This window comes from Allorhizobium undicola ORS 992 = ATCC 700741 (assembly GCF_000621665.1).
Lineage (GTDB): Bacteria > Pseudomonadota > Alphaproteobacteria > Rhizobiales > Rhizobiaceae > Allorhizobium > Allorhizobium undicola.
The window spans coordinates 1-16,184 of sequence record NZ_JHXQ01000032.1 but is presented as its reverse complement, the minus strand read 5'-3'; the positions used below and the strand labels follow the sequence as shown (position 1 = coordinate 16,184).

The 16,184-nt window shown below is 59.0% G+C and carries 18 protein-coding genes and 5 pseudogenes; 10 read left to right on the top strand and 13 right to left on the bottom strand.

Annotated elements, in window-relative coordinates; translation table 11 throughout:
- Window positions 1–235, bottom strand: a pseudogene (locus tag T424_RS0118235) (helix-turn-helix domain-containing protein); the annotation flags it as partial.
- Between the two features lie 18 nt (window positions 236–253).
- Between T424_RS0118235 and T424_RS23265 the strand changes: the two are divergent.
- The 4 genes from T424_RS23265 (at window position 254) to T424_RS0118215 (ending at window position 1,806) form a co-directional block, all read left to right on the top strand.
- The gene (locus T424_RS23265; RefSeq protein ID WP_051559220.1) at window positions 254–511 is read left to right on the top strand and encodes a DUF736 domain-containing protein; all 258 of its coding nucleotides are present in this window, start codon (window positions 254–256) and stop codon (window positions 509–511) included.
- A 321-nt stretch (window positions 512–832) separates the two neighbouring features.
- Window positions 833–1,003 carry a hypothetical protein gene (locus T424_RS22920; RefSeq protein WP_169737305.1) on the top strand — a complete coding sequence of 57 codons (171 nt, stop codon included), beginning with the start codon at window positions 833–835 and terminating at the stop codon, window positions 1,001–1,003.
- A gap of 123 nt (window positions 1,004–1,126) precedes the next feature.
- A complete protein-coding gene (locus T424_RS0118220; protein WP_027488997.1) occupies window positions 1,127–1,393 on the top strand; it encodes a type II toxin-antitoxin system prevent-host-death family antitoxin in 267 nt (88 codons plus the stop codon).
- Window positions 1,390–1,806 carry a hypothetical protein gene (locus T424_RS0118215; RefSeq protein ID WP_027488996.1) on the top strand — a complete coding sequence of 139 codons (417 nt, stop codon included), beginning with the start codon at window positions 1,390–1,392 and terminating at the stop codon, window positions 1,804–1,806. The genes T424_RS0118220 and T424_RS0118215 overlap by 4 nt, the downstream gene beginning before the upstream one ends.
- Window positions 1,807–1,892: 86 nt before the next feature.
- Here the strand turns inward: T424_RS0118215 and T424_RS0118210 are convergent, their stop codons facing one another.
- The 4 genes from T424_RS0118210 to traC all read right to left on the bottom strand — a co-directional run bounded on the left by T424_RS0118210 (window position 1,893) and on the right by traC (window position 4,832).
- The gene (locus tag T424_RS0118210; RefSeq protein ID WP_027488995.1) at window positions 1,893–2,153 is read right to left on the bottom strand and encodes a WGR domain-containing protein; all 261 of its coding nucleotides are present in this window, start codon (window positions 2,151–2,153) and stop codon (window positions 1,893–1,895) included.
- A 217-nt stretch (window positions 2,154–2,370) separates the two neighbouring features.
- Complete coding sequence (gene traG / locus T424_RS0118205) at window positions 2,371–4,326, bottom strand: Ti-type conjugative transfer system protein TraG (RefSeq protein ID WP_027488994.1); 1,956 nt, start codon at window positions 4,324–4,326, stop codon at window positions 2,371–2,373.
- On the bottom strand, window positions 4,313–4,528 hold the full coding sequence (traD, locus tag T424_RS22325) for a conjugal transfer protein TraD (RefSeq protein ID WP_084268580.1): 216 nt from the start codon (window positions 4,526–4,528) through the stop codon (window positions 4,313–4,315). The genes traG and traD overlap by 14 nt, the downstream gene beginning before the upstream one ends.
- Window positions 4,529–4,532: 4 nt before the next feature.
- A complete protein-coding gene (traC, locus tag T424_RS0118195) occupies window positions 4,533–4,832 on the bottom strand; it encodes a conjugal transfer protein TraC (protein WP_027488992.1) in 300 nt (99 codons plus the stop codon).
- A 253-nt stretch (window positions 4,833–5,085) separates the two neighbouring features.
- Here traC and traA point away from each other — a divergent pair.
- The 4 genes and pseudogenes from traA to T424_RS0118175 all read left to right on the top strand — a co-directional run bounded on the left by traA (window position 5,086) and on the right by T424_RS0118175 (window position 10,758).
- Window positions 5,086–8,405 (top strand): annotated as a pseudogene (traA, locus tag T424_RS21475) (Ti-type conjugative transfer relaxase TraA).
- Between the two features lie 32 nt (window positions 8,406–8,437).
- Window positions 8,438–8,968, top strand: a complete 531-nt coding sequence (traF, locus tag T424_RS0118185; RefSeq protein ID WP_027488991.1) for a conjugative transfer signal peptidase TraF — start codon at window positions 8,438–8,440, stop codon at window positions 8,966–8,968.
- Window positions 8,958–10,118, top strand: coding sequence for a conjugal transfer protein TraB (locus tag T424_RS0118180; protein WP_027488990.1), 1,161 nt, complete (start codon window positions 8,958–8,960; stop codon window positions 10,116–10,118). The genes traF and T424_RS0118180 overlap by 11 nt, the downstream gene beginning before the upstream one ends.
- Window positions 10,119–10,131: 13 nt before the next feature.
- Window positions 10,132–10,758, top strand: coding sequence for a TraH family protein (locus T424_RS0118175; protein WP_027488989.1), 627 nt, complete (start codon window positions 10,132–10,134; stop codon window positions 10,756–10,758).
- A gap of 312 nt (window positions 10,759–11,070) precedes the next feature.
- Here T424_RS0118175 and T424_RS22320 read toward each other — a convergent pair whose 3' ends face one another.
- A complete protein-coding gene (locus tag T424_RS22320) occupies window positions 11,071–11,286 on the bottom strand; it encodes a helix-turn-helix domain-containing protein (RefSeq protein WP_027488988.1) in 216 nt (71 codons plus the stop codon).
- A gap of 201 nt (window positions 11,287–11,487) precedes the next feature.
- Between T424_RS22320 and T424_RS0118160 the strand changes: the two genes are divergently transcribed.
- Window positions 11,488–11,811 carry a transcriptional repressor TraM gene (locus T424_RS0118160; RefSeq protein WP_027488987.1) on the top strand — a complete coding sequence of 108 codons (324 nt, stop codon included), beginning with the start codon at window positions 11,488–11,490 and terminating at the stop codon, window positions 11,809–11,811.
- Here the strand turns inward: T424_RS0118160 and T424_RS23260 are convergent.
- The 7 genes and pseudogenes from T424_RS23260 to T424_RS21460 all read right to left on the bottom strand — a co-directional run.
- A complete protein-coding gene (locus tag T424_RS23260) occupies window positions 11,808–11,966 on the bottom strand; it encodes a helix-turn-helix transcriptional regulator (protein WP_245269627.1) in 159 nt (52 codons plus the stop codon). The genes T424_RS0118160 and T424_RS23260 overlap by 4 nt on opposite strands.
- A 156-nt stretch (window positions 11,967–12,122) precedes the next feature.
- A pseudogene (locus tag T424_RS23255) lies at window positions 12,123–12,454 on the bottom strand (autoinducer binding domain-containing protein); the annotation flags it as partial.
- A 31-nt stretch (window positions 12,455–12,485) separates the two neighbouring features.
- Window positions 12,486–13,295: pseudogene (gene trbI / locus T424_RS21465) on the bottom strand (IncP-type conjugal transfer protein TrbI); the annotation flags it as partial.
- A gap of 14 nt (window positions 13,296–13,309) precedes the next feature.
- Entirely contained in the window at window positions 13,310–13,747 is a 438-nt protein-coding gene (gene trbH, locus T424_RS0118145; protein WP_027488986.1) for a conjugal transfer protein TrbH, read from the bottom strand.
- A gap of 3 nt (window positions 13,748–13,750) precedes the next feature.
- Window positions 13,751–14,563: a P-type conjugative transfer protein TrbG gene (gene trbG, locus T424_RS0118140; protein WP_027488985.1), complete on the bottom strand. Its 813-nt coding sequence runs from the start codon at window positions 14,561–14,563 to the stop codon at window positions 13,751–13,753.
- Window positions 14,564–14,579: 16 nt separating this feature from the next.
- Window positions 14,580–15,242, bottom strand: a complete 663-nt coding sequence (locus tag T424_RS0118135; protein ID WP_027488984.1) for a conjugal transfer protein TrbF — start codon at window positions 15,240–15,242, stop codon at window positions 14,580–14,582.
- A 20-nt stretch (window positions 15,243–15,262) separates the two neighbouring features.
- Window positions 15,263–15,850 (bottom strand): annotated as a pseudogene (locus tag T424_RS21460) (type IV secretion system protein); the annotation flags it as partial.
- A gap of 68 nt (window positions 15,851–15,918) precedes the next feature.
- Between T424_RS21460 and T424_RS0118125 the strand changes: the two are divergent.
- Window positions 15,919–16,184: IS5 family transposase (locus T424_RS0118125; RefSeq protein WP_037067118.1), on the top strand; the 266-nt coding region annotated here is incomplete at its 3' end.

Here is a 16,184-nt window from a genome sequence, read left to right as displayed (position 1 = left end):
CGCGAGAGGATTTGGCCTCATTGGCGAGCAGCATTCCATCGAGCTGATCGCGCCAGGGGCCGAGCTTCGGCTGAGGTTGACGGGTCCGTTCGTATTTGAACTCCGTCTCATCGGTGCGCAAAACCTTCCGCACCACTTTCCGCGATATGCCCAACTCCCGGCAGATCGCCTTGATCGACTTGCCCTGAACATGGGCTAGCCGCCGTATCTTCAGAATTGTTTCCACAATAAGCATCCAAACAAAAAGCCTCCGATGAAACCGGAGGCTGTTGTAACCCCATCGCAGATGGGGGGCCCGTTTGGACGCCGATCACCCCATTTGCGGGGTCCTTATTCCATGCCTAATCACAAACTGGGCGCCGCCTGGCAGAAGACCTCCGGTGAGGGCCGCGACTACCTCTCGGTCAAGCTCGACGATCCGAGCTTCCCTGCCCCGATCTACGCAACGCTCGCCAAGGTCGAAGGCGAGGAAGGCCTCCAGCTCATCTGGTCCCGCCCGAACCGCGACTGATCAGGATCACGAGGCTCCGCCATCGGCGGGGCCTTCTCCTCTCCTGAGAACCAAAGCCGGACCCGGCATCGAGCCAGGTCCGGCTTTTTGGGTGGCATACGGTGAGCGGGGAAGCTGCTCAGAACGATCGATCCTACCAAGCGGGTATGCCGGCCCCAAGGATGAGCGGTCCCTCCAATTTGCTCTAGTCGCCCGGTGGACAACCTCCGCAAATCGGTTCCCCCACTCCCCGGCTCTGCCGGTCGCTGGGCGCGATTCCTGACCCGCCATCCCCTTCCTGGGGCCAGCCGGTAATCTTTCACAAACGTCAAGGAGACGAAGATGACCTACGAACTCGAAATCCAGATCGAAGAACTGCGTGCTGAGCTGCGCAACGCTGTCGGTGGCGCCGAGCGCCGCCAGATCCAGGCCGAACTCGAAATCGCCCAAGCGGAACTGTTCGTCGCGGCTGCCGAGATGGAGGGCCTGGCTGAGGCAGAGCCGCCTTTCTGACGGCGGTGATCTCTACCAACCCCTCCACCGTGCGACCACGAATACATTATTTGCACCAATGCTGTATATGCTGTATAAATAGCACTGAGTACCTTTCACCCTAATCGTATTGAGGCTGGTCACATGACAAGCAGGAACGGCTCTTACACGACAAGCGACCTTTCGCGGAAATCCGGAGATATCATCGCCGAGGCACTCCGACACCCTGTCACGATCACCCAACGCAACAAGCCGCGATTGGTGTTGCTGAACATAGACGATTACGAACGTCTTATGCGCCAGTCGGATCGTCGCTCTGTAGGCAGACTGGAGACAATGTCCGACGAGCTGTTTGCTGAATTTGAAGAGGCCGTCGATGCCTACGCCCAGTCTGATGAGACGAGTCGATGAGCGTATATGACAAGGTCCAGACGGCTGCGGTCGTTCGATATCCATATCTGTGGAGCCATGAGGCAAACGAGGGAGAAACGGAAGGGCGCAAGAACCGTCCTGTGGCTGTCGGCGTGCGGATCGCGAGGTCGGGTGGCGATCTTGTCTTGTTTTTTCCGATCACGACAAAGATGCCCGACCGAAATCGTTTTGCCGTCGAGATTCCGACCATCGAAAAGCGACGCGCGGGTCTTGATGCAGATCTTCCGCTGTGGCTCATCCTGGATGAGTTCAACAGCGATATCATAGGCCGGTCATTCTATTTGGAGCCTGAGCCTCCGCTTGGTCACTTCAGCAAGGCATTCTTTTTGCCGCTTCTGCGCGAATTTATTGCCCGTCGAAAGTCCTTTGCGGAAGTTAGCCGATCGAGATAGCGGAGTGTGGACAGCAGGGTCTCCGTTCGAGAAGACCAAGGTCCGCCCTCACATTCTCTTTTGCCTGCGGCAGTATCGTCGGGTGTTTACTGCGAAGCGACAGAGCCAATTGCCCGATATCCCCGGCGGCGTTTTTGCCTCAGAAGATCAAGGAAGAGATCGACCGCGTCCTGTTCCTTTTCGAACTGATGGGTTTTCACCTGACCGCTCGTCCCAATCCGTCCCCATCGCCGCGTCAGGCATGCCTCCCCAAACAGGTTCGACTCTATCGACATCGCGTAGAAGCGGGCCAGGTTCTTACTGGCATCCTTGCGTTCGACATAGAGGTGATAGGGTTGGGCGATCATGCGCCTAGAATCGCGTGAACCATGTCCTGCGTCCAACGAGACTTCTGAATCGTTTGCTGGTGATCGATTCAGTTCTGTGAAGAATGGGTTGCGATCAGATTGGGCGGTCCGCCTTCGGCGTACCGCTCTATTCGCCAGCTCGAACGAAGCCCATAAGTGGTCTTCGCCGATTCCGGTGACGATCCTCCCCCAAGTGTCAGATCGGGTTGCACATTGGCTACTCCGATTGATCCTTCCTCAAGAGATGGCCCGATCGAGCAGCCGGTTGGTGAAACCGGTTTTGCCCGACGCAGTTTTTCATATCGTCCCGCCGGAACCAGATGGCGCGACCGCATCTAAGCGGCGGGTTGCCTGCGGTAAAGACGATCTGCTCATCGGCTCGCATTCGCAGCACCTCATGCGGCTGGATCAGCGGTCGAGCGGCAAGCTGCTTTGACCGGGTCCGCGACGACCCGCGCGACTGGAAGCTGCGGCTGACCTGATCGATCTCAACCGTCGTCATGCCGCAGCGGCGCGATATGTATTCCGCCGTCTCCGGATCATTGATGGCAGCAAACGAAATCCAGCTCGCGCTCTCGAACCATTTGCTCGATGCGTCCCGACCACCGTATGTCTCGCGAAGTTGGCCTATGGACTGATAGATCAGGGTCAGGGTGATGCCGTATTTGCGGCCGGCATCGCGCGCGGTCTCCAGGATGCGCATGTAGCCTAGCCGCGCCACCTCATCGAGAAGGAAAAGGGCACGGCCTTCGATCTGTCCATCCCGATTGTAAATCGCGTTGAGGAACGAACCGATGATGACGCGCGCCAGCCCCGCATGTGTCTCAAGCGTCTTCAGGTCGATATTGATGAACACGTCAGTCTTTCCTGACGCGATATCGTCGGTGGAAAATGCAGAGCCGGACACCAGAGCTGCGTAGTTCTGGTAGGACAGCCAATGCGTCTCCTTGATCGCATTGGCATAGACACCGCTGAATGTTTCCGGTGTCATGTTCACGAAGGCGGCAACGTTCTCCTTTACGAACGCGGATTCCGAATTGTCGTAGATGTCCTGCAGCCGCTTGCGCAACTGCGGTTCCGGCTCCGACAGGTTGGCCCGCACCTGACGAAGCGTCTGTTGCTCATTTGGTGTGTGGCCGGAAAGGCAGACGTCGGCGATCATCGCCGTCAGGAGCTGAAGACCGGACGCCCGAAAGAAGTCGTCGCGAACGCCGCTCGCGCGTCCACTCTCGCTCATGATCCAGGACGCAACAGCGGCTATGTCCTCTTCTTTCGTGCCACCGAACTTTCCGATCCAGGCCAGTGCGTTGAAGCCGATCGCTGGATTGCGGGGATCAAGGATCCGGATCCTTCTCCCCGCACTCTCGCGATGCTGCGACACCATCGGCGCTACCTCGTTCGAAGGATCGAGCACGATCAACGAACCACCCCATTTGAGCGCGGTCGGGATTGTCACCGACGTCGTTTTGAAACCGCCGGAGCCGGCAAAGACAATCCCATGGGATGAGCCGAATGAGCCATCGAAGCAAAGCAACGGCGCTTTCCCTCCTTCACCCCAGGTTTCCATGTCATCGGCGCGAAACCCACGAATGGTTCTGCCATCACGATCGACACGGTATCGCTCGCCAATCACGATGCCGCCAGCTTCACCGAACAGCCGCTCGGCCTCGGTCAGTTTCATCCACGCGGCCTCTCCGTGCAGCGCGCGTTTGCCGATGATCCGCTTGGGTTCGGGCCGGACGAAAGCCGCGTTTCCGATCAGCGCAACACGAAGTGCGAAGCATCCCGTTATCAGCACACCAGCCGCTCCGATCATCGTTGCTGGATCGAGATAGGTAAGGATGGATTTTCCCTCGGGAACCTTGTCAGCAAATACAGCGAGGCGCGATATCTCGCGCGCCGCCGCAATCAGAATGGTACCGCCACTACCAGCGGCCGCGCTCCAGCCAACAAGCCGGATGCTTGCCGATCCTGCCGCCGCGAAGAGAAAGATGATGCCGACCGCAGCGGCGGCGACATAGGGTGCCGCGATGTCGATCCTGGCGAACATCAATCGCTGGGCCTCGTTCTCGCCAAACGGCGCAAGCGATTGGTCGATCCCGGTCAAACCGATGGCGGCCACGATCATCAGCAAGAGTGGAAGGATGGAGAGAACAATCCTATTCGCTGTCATGACCGAAGGCCTCTGCTCCGAGTGCTCTCAGCCTTTCACGTTCTCCGGCATCCGCCCTCAACCGATCTGCAAGCTCGATGAACGCGCCGAGCAGCGTGGCCCGTTTCTCGAGCCGAAGGCCAGCCTTCACGATAAGCCCTCCGAGCTCGATCTTTTCGCGCGTATCTTTTTTTCGCGCGTCTGCTGTCGCTAACTGGTCCATACGCTCAAGCCTCGCCAGCGCCGCCCGGAACCTCGACAGTCGGGTTCGCCGAAATCTGCCCGCTACTCGCGCCTCCCCTCTCCCTTCCGTTCGATCCGGCGCTTTGTGCTTTCGGGGCGCCGCGAAACCGTTTCGCCACTTCCTCGAAGGCCGTCTGGAGCTCACTCTCGTCGATCTCGAATTCGCCAAGACCAGCGCGCAATGCGATGCGGCCGATCCGTTCGGCCTCTCTGGTTTCTGCTGCCTTGAGCTGTTCCTGGAGCTTGGCGATTTCTTCGCGGATTTTCGAAGAAGGCTTTTTCATTCCGCTCGTATCCTTTCGCTGAACTCGATGCCGTCAGGCAGAAGATTTCAGCGCGGAGTGCGGAACGCACTACTGTGAATCCTACAATCGCCAATGGCGATGCTTTTGTGAATGATCCCATCCGTTCGTAAGGACGGATCCGAAGGGCGCAATTATACGTCGCTGAAGCGACGCACTGCTTTTTGCTCCCTGGCTGCCCTTCCTCTTTTTACGAACACATTGATTTCGTTTGATCAAAGGAGTGTTCTCCGCCGTGGCCGTCCCGCATTTTTCAGTCAGCATCGTTGCACGCGGCTCCGGCCGCAGCGCCGTGCTGTCGGCGGCCTACCGGCATTGCGCCAAGATGGACTATGGGCGGGAAGCCAGGACGATCGACTACACCCGCAAGCTGGGCCTGCTTCATGAGGAGTTTATCATCCCCGCCGATGCGCCTGAATGGCTGCAATCGATGATTGCCGATCGGTCTGTCTCGGGAGCGTCGGAGGCGTTCTGGAACAAGGTCGAGAACTTCGAGAAACGGTCGGATGCACAGCTTGCAAAGGATGTCACCATCGTCTTGCCGTTAGAGCTGTCGGCTGAGCAGAACATCGACCTCGTCAGGGACTTCGTGGCGCGCCACATCACCGCCCAGGGAATGGTGGCTGACTGGGTCTTCCACGACGCGCCTGGCAATCCGCATATCCACCTGATGACGACGCTGCGGCCGCTGACCGAGGACGGGTTTGGGTCGAAGAAGGTGGCGGTCATAGGACCAGACGGCAAAGCGCTGCGCAATGACAGCGGCAAGATCGTCTATGAGCTCTGGGCGGGTGGGCTCGATGACTTCAACGCGTTTCGCGATGGCTGGTTTGCCGCCAGAACCAGCATCTGGCGCTTGCGGGCCTCGATATCAGGATCGATGGCCGCTCCTTCGAGAAGCAGGGCATCGAGCTGACCCCGACCATCCATCTCGGCGTCGGCACGAAGGCGATCGAGAGGAAAGCAGTCCGTGGGAATGGATCTGCGGGAGAGGATGCTGCGCTCGAGCGGCTGGAACTGCAGGAAGAGCGGCGAGCCGAGAATGCCCGCCGAATTCAGCGTAGTCCGGAGATCGTACTTGATCTGATCATGCGAGAAAAAAGCGTGTTCGACGAGCGCGATGTCGCTAAAATCCTCCATCGCTATGTCGATGATGCGGGCCTCTTCCAGAGCCTGATGGTGCGCATCCTTCAAAGCCCGGAGACGCTGCGGCTCGATCGTGAGCGGATGGACTTTGCCACCGGGGTCCTGGCGCCGACAAAGTACACGACACGTGAGCTGATCCGGCTCGAGGCTGAGATGGCCAACCGCGCGATCTGGCTCTCGCAGCGGTCTTCGCATGGCGTCCGGAAACCGGTGCTCAAGGCGACCTTCGCGCAGCATGAACGGCTTTCCGATGAGCAAAGGGCTGCCATCGAACATGTCGCTGGTGTTGAGCGGGTTGCCGCCGTGATCGGCCGCGCCGGCGCCGGCAAGACCACGATGATGAGGGCAGCACGCGAGGCCTGGGAAGCGGCCGGCTATCGCGTTGTCGGTGGTGCACTCGCCGGCAAGGCTGCGGAAGGTCTGGAGAAGGAAGCGGGCATCGTCTCCCGTACCCTGTCGTCCTGGGAACTCCGCTGGGATCAGGGTCGCGGGCAGCTCGACGACAAGACGGTTTTCGTTCTGGACGAGGCTGGCATGGTGTCGTCGCGGCAAATGGCGACATTCGTCGAAGCTGTCACCAAAGCTGGCGCTAAGCTCGTGCTTGTCGGCGATCCTGAGCAGCTTCAGCCGATCGAGGCGGGTGCTGCCTTCCGCGCGATTGCCGACCGCATCGGCTATGCCGAATTAGAAACGATCTATCGCCAGCGTGAGCAATGGATGCGCGACGCTTCGCTCGATCTCGCGCGTGGCAATGTCGGCAAAGCCCTCGCAGCCTATCAGTCCAATGGCAAGATGATCGGCGCCTCGCTGAAGGTTGATGCCGTCACGAACCTCATCGCTGACTGGAGCCGTGACTACGATCCGGCAAAGTCTACGCTGATCCTCGCGCACCTGCGTCGCGATGTGCGGATGCTGAACGAGCTTGCACGCACGAAGCTTATCGAGCGCGGCATCATCGAACACGGTTCGCCGTTCAAGACCGCCGACGGTGTCAGAAGTTTTGCTGCCGGCGACCAGATCGTCTTCCTGAAGAACGAAGGCTCTATCGGCGTCAAGAACGGCATGCTGGGCAAAGTCGTATCAGCGGCCCCAGGTCGCATCGTCGCCGAGATTGGCGAGGGCGAACATCTGCGCCAGGTTATCGTCGAGCAGCGCTTCTACAACAATCTCGATCACGGCTATGCCACCACGGTGCACAAGAGCCAGGGCGCGACCGTCGATCGGGTTAAGGTGCTGGCGTCCCTCTCTCTCGATCGTCACCTCACCTATGTTGCGATGACACGCCACCGCGAAGATCTCGGCGTCTATTACGGCCACCGATCCTTTACCAAGGCAGGCGGTCTGGTCGAGATTTTGTCGCGCAAGAACTCCAAGGAAACGACGCTCGACTATGCCGGCGGCAGCTTCTACCGGCAGGCCCTCCGTTTTGCCGAAGCGCGCGGCCTTCACATCGTCAACGTTGCCAGAACCGTCGCGCGCGACCGTCTCGAATGGACGGTCCGGCAGAAGCAGAAGCTCGTCGACCTTGCCGGCAAGCTTGCGGCCATCGGCGCCAAGCTCGGCTTTGCAACATCAACGGCCAGAACAGTTCCTGTTGCAGAAAAGGAGACCAAGCCCATGGTGGCCGGTATCACCACCTTCCCGAAATCGATCGATCAGACCGTTGAGGATAAACTCGCCGCAGACCCAGCGCTCAAGAAGCGATGGGAAGAAGTCTCGATGCGCTTCCATCACGTCTACGCGCAGCCGGAAGCAGCATTCAAGGCAGCGAACGTCGATGCGATGCTGCGCGACCAGTCGGCTGCGGAAAAGACGATCGCCAGAATTGCCAACGAGCCTGAAACCTTCGGTGCCCTCAAGGGCAAGACGGGCCTACTGGCCAGCCGCGGCGACAGGGCGGACCGAGACCGGGCGCTCAAGAATGTGCCGCCACTCGCTGACAGCATCAGCGATTATCTCCGCCAGCGTGGCGATGCTGAGCGGCGAAATCACGCGGAGGAGCTTGCGGTCCGCAGGCAGGTCGCGCTGGAGATCCCTGCCCTTTCGTCCAATGCGAAAAGCGTGCTGGAACGCGTCCGCGATGCCATCGAAAGAAACGATCTGCCCTCTGGCCTCGAATATGCACTCGCCGACAAAATGGTGAAGGCTGAACTCGAAGGTTTCGCGAAGGCGGTCACTGAACGTTTCGGAGAAAGGACCTTCCTGCCCCTGGCTGCGAAGGATGCCACCGGCGAGGCATTCCAGCACGTTACGGCAGGCATGAATGGCGCCCAGAAGAGCGAGGTGCAACAGGCCTGGAATACTATGCGGACGGTGCAGCAACTGTCTGCCTATGAGCGCAGCGCGACGGCACTCAAGCAGGCAGAGACGTTGCGCCAGACCAAGTCCCAGGGCCTGACCCTCAAATGAGGATGCGTCATCGGCATAGAGTGCTACGGCGCATGAAACGGCTCGTCTGGTTCTATCGGATCTCCAGCGTGAGCCTGTTCGCACTTGGCTTCATCGTGCTGCTCGGAGGTCAGGGCTTCAGGGTCAATCTCACACCAAGCGAGCCGCTGGGTCTCTGGCGGATCGTTAAGCCCGATCGCCCAATTCTGGTCGGTGATCTTGTCTTCATCTGCCCGCCGGACACCGACGCACTACGTGAGGCGCGCGCGCGTGGATATCTGCGTTTTGGCCTCTGCGCTGGTTGGGTCGCACCACTGATCAAGAGGGTTGTGGCGACATCTGGACAGGCGATCGAGATCCATGACGATGTCCGCATTGATGGTCGGCCACTCCCTCATTCACACGTTGCACGAACGGACGGCCAGGGGCGTGGGATGGTGCAGTACGAAGGGGGTGTCGTTCCGCCCGGAACGGTCTTCCTGCATTCCGCGTTCTCGGGGTCGTTTGATAGCCGGTACTTCGGCCCTCTGCCGATGGAGGGCATCCTTGGACTGGCGCAGGAGGTCTGGACCTATGCGCCATGACCTTTTCCGGGCGGCTGTCCTCGTCGCGCTATCGACGAGCACTGGATGGATCGGCTGGAGCGGTAATGTGCTCCTCCTCCCGCTCGCAGCTAGCTTCCCCATGCTTTGGTCGTTGGCGCGTACGCGCCTGCAGACAACGGCGATCTCTGCGGCCTACTTCCTCGCGGCATCACGTGGTCTGCCGCAGGGTGTGGCGAACTTCTACTCATCGGATATCTGGCCGGGTTTCCTGCTCTGGCTTATCGCCTCTTCCGCGTTCGTCACGATCCATTCTGTGCTATGGACGGATCGAAAGGGGTGGCAGAAGTCGTTCCGATACATGGCCGCATGCGGCGCAATGGCGGTCCCACCATTCGGTATCCTGGGATGGGCACATCCGATCACAGCTGCTGGCGTTCTTTTTCCTGGCTGGGGATGGTGGGGTCTTTCGGCGATGGCAGCCGGCCTTGCTATCATGGTGACGCCTTATCGGCCGGCTGCAGCCACGGCCATGATTGGCTTCTGGCTCTGGTCAGCCGCTGAGTGGACGACGCCGATTTTACCGACGTCGTGGACCGGTGTCGATCTGGAAATGGCTGCATCTCTCGGCCGTGATGCAAGCCTTGAGCAGCAAAGCGCACTCATCGAACTTGTTCGCCGTCAGGGGCCTGCTGATATAGTTGTCCTTCCGGAGAGCGCCCTCGGCTTTTGGACGCCTACTCTTGCGCGGCTTTGGCAAAGGGCGCTCACAGAGACAGGGACTACAGTGATCGCTGGTGCCGTGCTCATCGACGCGAAGGGGTACGACAATGTGCTCGTTTCGATCAGTGCGGACAGCAGCGCGATCCTCTATCGCGAACGCATGCCCGTTCCCGGTTCGATGTGGCAACCCTGGAGGAGCCTCGTGGGAGAACGCACCGGTGCGAAGGCGCACTTCTTCGCAAATCCGGTCGTAGAGCTCGACGACTTCAGGATTGCGCCGCTGATTTGTTACGAACAGCTGATCGTCTGGCCGGTTCTCCAATCGATGCTGAACGATCCCGATGTGATCGTTGCTGTGGGCAACGGCTGGTGGACATCAGGCACTTCGATCGTCGACATCCAGCGCACGAGTGCCCTGGCCTGGGGTCGCCTCTTCGGCAAACCCGTCATCCTCTCATTCAACATTTAGCTGGACGGTCCTCATGCTTGACGTAGCCCTTATCGAAAAATGTGCCGACCCATCGCTGACGCCGGCGATCGTCGAGCAGTTCGTGGCGGCGGCAGGTTCCGACGATCCTTTGGCGATCACCGTCAAGTCTGGTGGACGCCTAGTTCTTGTTCCGACACCAGCTTCCCCCGAAGCGGCGCTCAAGATCATCAGAGAGTATGTGGGAAAGGCAAACGTGCGGGTGGGTCTTACCCAATACCCCGCAGGCGCTGGCATAACAGACATTGCTCAGCTGGATGCTGCTCTCGTTGACCCCTGCGAGAACCTCAAGCGGGGGACGGCTCTGTTCGCGAAGGTAGCCCGTATCGTCACGAAATGGTACGGCAGTCCAACGAGCAGGGAGGTCATGCCACAGCTGATCGATGATGCAATCCACGCCTGGAGAACAGGAATATTCGAAGGCACGCAAGTCTTTCAAGCTGACGATCCAGGTGGCGCGACGTTCCTTCGCGGCAAGCCTTTGCCAAAAATGCGACTGGAAGGAGACGTGGGGCTGGAAGAGGAGACTGGTGAGATCGCCGCTACGCCGCCTGGCGCAGCAACAGACGCTGCATCGGCTGAAATGCGCATCGATCTTTCAAGGATCGGCGGGAAAAACTAAAACGAGAGGTATGCATATTGGGCAATGATGTGCTGCAGTATTTTTTGCCTTCGTCAATCAGCGGCCTCCGAATACTGTTTCCTCATTGAGATGCGCACCTTCCCCCGCGTATATCGATTTTGACGGCAGTCTATCCTCCTCCCAGTCACTGCTAGCCAATGAAAACCTGCCGTAACCTCCCGCGGCAGGCTTTTTTAGCGAGCTTTTTATAGCTGATGTTTTCCGGTTGCCTCGGCAATCCGCTCAGCATGAAAGCCGCTAGCCGCAATAGCCAATATTGCGAACTCCGTTGTTTACGGACCTGCTCTCGCATCACCGGACAGCTCGGGTTACGAGTTCTGCGGGTTCTACACCCAAAGCATGCGAAATTCGACCAAGCACGGTTACACTGGCTGAAACATGCCCTTGTTCGATCTTTCCGATGTAACGCACGCTTAAGCCTGCCCGATGGGCCAACTCTTCTTGCGTCATTTGCTTGTCATGACGGACCCGACGCAGGTTAATTGCCAGGACTTCCTTGAGATCCATGGCAAGAGGGGAGCCGCAATAAGAATGATCGTTCCAGGAACGATAGTTCCGATTCCGCCGCTGAGATGTTAAAGGTGAGAGGATCTAAGGGTTTCGGTTGTTACGAGACGGTTCGCGCTGGCCGATTTCGTGCGTCGGCGCCAATCCCTCGATTTGGTGTGAGCAGGTTTTGATCTGGATTAGATTGGTCTAATAAAACGAATGAAAAAAGACGCATCATCCGCCAAATCGCAGAAGCTGGCTTTCGGCTGTCCCTACAGTGCCATGCCCAAAGCTGAACTTGAAGCTTTGGCCGTCGAGCAGATTCGAGAGCAACGACGGTTGATGGCCGCTGACGAAGCTGTCTACGAGGAATGGCTGCGCGCCAGCAATAATCCGGATACGCCAGCCGATATTATGAAAAACCTCCAGGATGAGTATCTTGCCCGGCAGGGAAAAGCCGAAGCCCAACAAGAGCAATTGTCGAGCATTCTCGATCTGCTTGGATATGTGCCAGAGGTCAGCGACGATAGCCGTAACGACTAGAGAAGCCCCCGATCCTTCACCATTGCGATCAGTTGGGGCACAGTCTGCGCATCGAATTTGCGTCTGGCGTTGTCAAGGTAGTGCTGAACCGTCCGGGGGTTAATGCCAGTTAGCATCGCGGTATCAGGGGTATTCCTGCCTTTTGCTGCCCACATCACACATCGGAGTTCTCGTGGCGAGAGTGCCTGCTTTGGATTGAGAACCGTCGATGCGCCGATCATTCTCAGACGGTAGTGAATGGCCATGACGATCTGAACGGCGGTCCGGTCATCCAAGAGGCCCGATACATTGACGGATCTTTCGCTCGACGCGAAGGTCAACATGTGCGTTGTCCCGAAGCTGCCGTTCACAGGAATGGTAACACCCGAGCGGATTCCATTATCTATGGCTTCGTCCCGAAATCGTCTCAGATCGGATGCGCCGCGGGCCGGCCAGTCGTCACATTTCCAACTAAAAACATCGCCACGCTGTTTTGCTTCCGTGATCAGGGGTCGATTCGAGAATAGTTTTTGACAAGATAGTCCTTGTTCCACGGCTCTGGATATGTGTTGAAGGTCCTTATGTCCAAACCTTCGGTATGGAGGTAGGCGAACTGTTTATAACCGTACGCGTTTGCGAAGCTTTTTACTGCTCCCGTCACCATCTGCTCATCCTGGGCCACTTCCAGCATGTCTAACCTGCGCTGAGATCCTACACGGTAGGTCTGAGTTCAACCCTGTGATCATCGTGGCGGGAATGACCGATCCCCGTTTCAACTCGTAGGGAGAGAGCTGCGGGACGACCTGGTTCGGCAGATAACCAAGATCCTTGATGTCCTGGTTGAAAAAGTCCTCTTTCGAGGTCTGCCCGTTTTGATCGACGTTCTGTCCGAGCAGTCCGGACTTCATCGCAGCGCTGTAGAGATCGGATGCACTGTTCGTCGTGGCATCGAACGGTTGGCGGGCGTCGGTCCTGGTTTCGGAGGCGCTCTTTTGGACCTCGGAAACGTCAACCTTGAGCGGAGAATCGAGCGCTGTTGCCCGTGCCTGGAGGCTTGCCATTCTCTGACGCTGCGCTTCGCGGAGAATCTGCTCGTCCTGTTCCCGCTTCAGCCGGGCCTTCCACTCGGCTTCTGGCTCGAGTTGCGATCGCCGTTCCGTCCGAACTTCATTCTGCCGCTCTACGACGGCCTCTCTTACCGGCTCGCGTTCGACAACGACGGGCGTCGGCTGAAACACTTCGCGTTGTTCCGGTTCGCCGATGATCCCGTCCGACACGCCGCGCTTCAGTTGATCGCCAAATGTGGTCGCCGGTGACGCGGAGGTGGTGTCGAGCTCATTGCCACGGTTGAAGGAGAGACCGCGCCACGACAGGCCGACGATGACGACGCCGAAGAACAGAACGATGATGACGATCGCGACGATGATCGGCAGGCGATTGAGGCGCCGCATGCTCTGTTGATCGTCGGCATTGCCCGCCGTGCCGAGCTGAAGCGATTGGACCATGGTTTCCCCTCCCCTCAGTTACGCTGCATGATGGAAAGCGGACTGGCGGGCGTCGCGCCCGCTGACGTCGCCGTGTAGGCCCGGCCGAGCGCGATGGCCGGCGTGCTGATCCGCGCCAGGACCTGTCCGTCGAAACTGTCGATCGACCATGCGACCTCGACCGGCTTCTGATCCTTGCCGACTTTCCCGTCGGCGATCACCGTGTATCCCCATCCCTTCAGCGCGGCCTCGAGAGCGGCGGCGTATTCCGAGGTGTCCTTGTCCATTCTGAGGGTTGTGGTGTTGGCCGGCCCGACCTGTTCCGCAAGTCGGCTTGCCATGTCGCCGGCGATCGCACTTGCGGTGGCGCCAGTGACGGCAATCGGTGTGGAACTGGTGGTCAGCGTTTCATCCGCAGTCTGGCAACCGGAAAGGATGGCAGTGATGATGATGGCTGCAATGGACTTGTTCATCGGTCAACCTCCCCGCCGGATCGTGATCTTCTGCTGGCGCCAGCCAACCCCGGAGACGAGCACGGCCTTGTCGACGGCGTAGTCGACGATCATCATGTCGTTCTTCATCCGGTAGTTGACGATACGGTTCTGCCCGCCGCTGACGACGAACAGCACTGGCGCGTCCTGGCCGGAGATGGAGCGAGGAAACTGGATGTAGGTCTTGACGCCGTCGGAATAGACGCGCTTCGGCCGCCACGAGGCGCCACCACTGACCGAATAGGAAAAGTTCAGCTTGTCCGGAGCGGTTCCCGGAATGCCGCCGGTTTCAAGCCGGGCATTGATGTCAGCCAGCTTGGTCGACACATCCTCCGGGTATTCGAAACCGATCCTCGCCATGTATTGGCTGGGATGGGATTTGAGCTGGATATGGTAGGTCCGCCGCGAGGTCGTGACCACCATAGACGTAACGAGGCCGGCCTCCGACGGCTTGACGATCAGGTGGATCGCTTGCCCGCCGGTTGCCCCTGATGTCGCCGGCTCGACCTTCCAGCGGACCGTGTCACCGACAAGCACGTCGCTGACCATCTCGCCGCCTTGCAGCTCGATGTCGCAAACCTGAAGCGGTGAGCAGACAACCGAGGGCTGGGTCTCGCCGAACAGGAAGATAACCTTTCCATCGGGCCCGGTCGTGACGAGACCGGGCGTCCCCCGCCATTTCCGCGAGATGTTGGTCCCCTTCACCTCGTTCGACGTCATGCTCTGTGCGACTGCGCAATCCGCGAGGACGAGTCCTGCCATGCAGCCGACGGTCGCGATCAATCCTGTTCTGTGCATGTAAATTCCCCTGCCCTTAAAGCTGTGCGGTCCAGTCGAAGTCCTGGACATAAAGACCGATCGGGTTGAGGCGGATGATCGCCTCGTCCTGTGGCGCGGTCAGCGCGACCGTCGCGATGCCGCGGAACCGCCTCGTGCCGGTCTCCTTGCCCTTGCGGTCGCGTTCGTATTCGGTCCAGTCGATCTGGTAGGTCTGGTTGGACAGCGCCACGATATTGTTGACCTCGATGGCGACGGTTGATGTCTTGGCCTTTTCAAACGGTGAGTTGCCGCGAAACCAGGCATTGATTTTCTGGGTTGAGGGATCGGACGTCCTGAGCAGCGCGTAGGTCCGGTCGATATATTGCTTCTGAACCACCGCGTCGGGCGTGATCGACTTCAGGCTGGTGATGAAGTTGCCGAGTGTCGCGCGGACGACGCGGGCGTCGGCATATTCGATCTGCTGGGGGAAGCCCGCCGTTACCGACGTGCCGAGCTTGTCGACCTCGACAATGTAGGGCACGAGCTTCACCTGCGTGCTAAGATACATGACGTAGGTGAAGCCGATCACGGCCATTGATAGTCCGAGAATGCCGACGATCCGCCATGCGCGCGCGGCCTGGACATAAGATCCATATCGTTCTGTCCATTCCTGCCGCGCGGCAAGGTAAGGACTTTCGGGCGGCCGGTTTGATGCCATCGCGGTTGCCTTCCTGATGATTATGTGTTGTGTCGTTCGGGAGGAGGTGTCGGACTGTTATGCCCTGTGCGAGCCTGATCGAGCTTGGCGTTGGCGAGCCCCATGATTGAGCCGGCGTAAGCACCGGGCGAACCGATCGCCTTTTCCTTGGCGGCCGAGCCGGCCGCCTTCCCGGCTGATCCGATCCCCGCGCCCATACCGCGAAGTGCTGCGCCCGCCACAGAGGAGCCCACGGCTCGGGCGGATTGGGCTGCAGCAGCCCCGGCTCCGACGGCGCCGACGGCGAGCGATGCTGCGCCAAGTGCAAATGATGCGGCCTGCCCGCCGTGACGGATGGTTTCCATGCCGCCTGTCACTGAGGCATCCTGAACGGCACCTTGGATGATGTTCGGGACATACATAGCGATGATAAAGACGACGACTGCGATGCCGGCGATCGCGAGAGTTGTTTGGAACTGATCCCCGATATCAGGTTGGTTCGCGAGACTAATGAGAACCTCAGATCCAATCCGCGAGATCATCACCAGTGCCATCAGCTTCATGCCAACTGAGAACGCATAGACCAGATAACGGACGGCAAAATCTTTGGTGAAGGATGAGCCTCCTAGGTCTTGTGGACTCTTGGGATTCCCAAGGCTGAGCAAATCAGATTCAAGACTGTCTTTTGGAGGCAGTCATGGGCGTATTGGACCGGTTGATCCTTCGGGACGAGCAGTGGGCGCGGATATCGACGCACATCATTGGTGACGAACGGACACGGGGGTCGTCGGGCCGCGACAACCGGATGTTCGTGGAAGCCGTGCTTTGGATCGTGCGCACGGGCTCGCCCTGGCGTGACTTGCCAGAGGTCTTCGGCGAGTGGAATAGCGTCTTCCGGCGCTTCAGCCGCTGGAGCAAAAAGGGCGTCTGGTGGCGTATGTTCGCTGCGATGTCCAATGATCC

What these genes read in the sequence shown, in the direction of transcription:
- T424_RS23265 (WP_051559220.1), top strand. Translation starts at nt 254, where the DNA reads ATGAAACCGGAGGCTGTTGTAACCCCATCGCAGATGGGGGGCCCGTTT.
- T424_RS22920 (WP_169737305.1), top strand. Translation starts at nt 833, where the DNA reads ATGACCTACGAACTCGAAATCCAGATCGAAGAACTGCGTGCTGAGCTG.
- T424_RS0118220 (WP_027488997.1), top strand. Translation starts at nt 1,127, where the DNA reads ATGACAAGCAGGAACGGCTCTTACACGACAAGCGACCTTTCGCGGAAA.
- T424_RS0118215 (WP_027488996.1), top strand. Translation starts at nt 1,390, where the DNA reads ATGAGCGTATATGACAAGGTCCAGACGGCTGCGGTCGTTCGATATCCA.
- T424_RS0118210 (WP_027488995.1), bottom strand. Translation starts at nt 2,153, where the DNA reads ATGATCGCCCAACCCTATCACCTCTATGTCGAACGCAAGGATGCCAGT.
- traG (WP_027488994.1), bottom strand. Translation starts at nt 4,326, where the DNA reads ATGACAGCGAATAGGATTGTTCTCTCCATCCTTCCACTCTTGCTGATG.
- traD (WP_084268580.1), bottom strand. Translation starts at nt 4,528, where the DNA reads ATGGACCAGTTAGCGACAGCAGACGCGCGAAAAAAAGATACGCGCGAA.
- traC (WP_027488992.1), bottom strand. Translation starts at nt 4,832, where the DNA reads ATGAAAAAGCCTTCTTCGAAAATCCGCGAAGAAATCGCCAAGCTCCAG.
- traF (WP_027488991.1), top strand. Translation starts at nt 8,438, where the DNA reads ATGAAACGGCTCGTCTGGTTCTATCGGATCTCCAGCGTGAGCCTGTTC.
- T424_RS0118180 (WP_027488990.1), top strand. Translation starts at nt 8,958, where the DNA reads ATGCGCCATGACCTTTTCCGGGCGGCTGTCCTCGTCGCGCTATCGACG.
- T424_RS0118175 (WP_027488989.1), top strand. Translation starts at nt 10,132, where the DNA reads ATGCTTGACGTAGCCCTTATCGAAAAATGTGCCGACCCATCGCTGACG.
- T424_RS22320 (WP_027488988.1), bottom strand. Translation starts at nt 11,286, where the DNA reads ATGGATCTCAAGGAAGTCCTGGCAATTAACCTGCGTCGGGTCCGTCAT.
- T424_RS0118160 (WP_027488987.1), top strand. Translation starts at nt 11,488, where the DNA reads ATGAAAAAAGACGCATCATCCGCCAAATCGCAGAAGCTGGCTTTCGGC.
- T424_RS23260 (WP_245269627.1), bottom strand. Translation starts at nt 11,966, where the DNA reads ATGTGGGCAGCAAAAGGCAGGAATACCCCTGATACCGCGATGCTAACT.
- trbH (WP_027488986.1), bottom strand. Translation starts at nt 13,747, where the DNA reads ATGAACAAGTCCATTGCAGCCATCATCATCACTGCCATCCTTTCCGGT.
- trbG (WP_027488985.1), bottom strand. Translation starts at nt 14,563, where the DNA reads ATGCACAGAACAGGATTGATCGCGACCGTCGGCTGCATGGCAGGACTC.
- T424_RS0118135 (WP_027488984.1), bottom strand. Translation starts at nt 15,242, where the DNA reads ATGGCATCAAACCGGCCGCCCGAAAGTCCTTACCTTGCCGCGCGGCAG.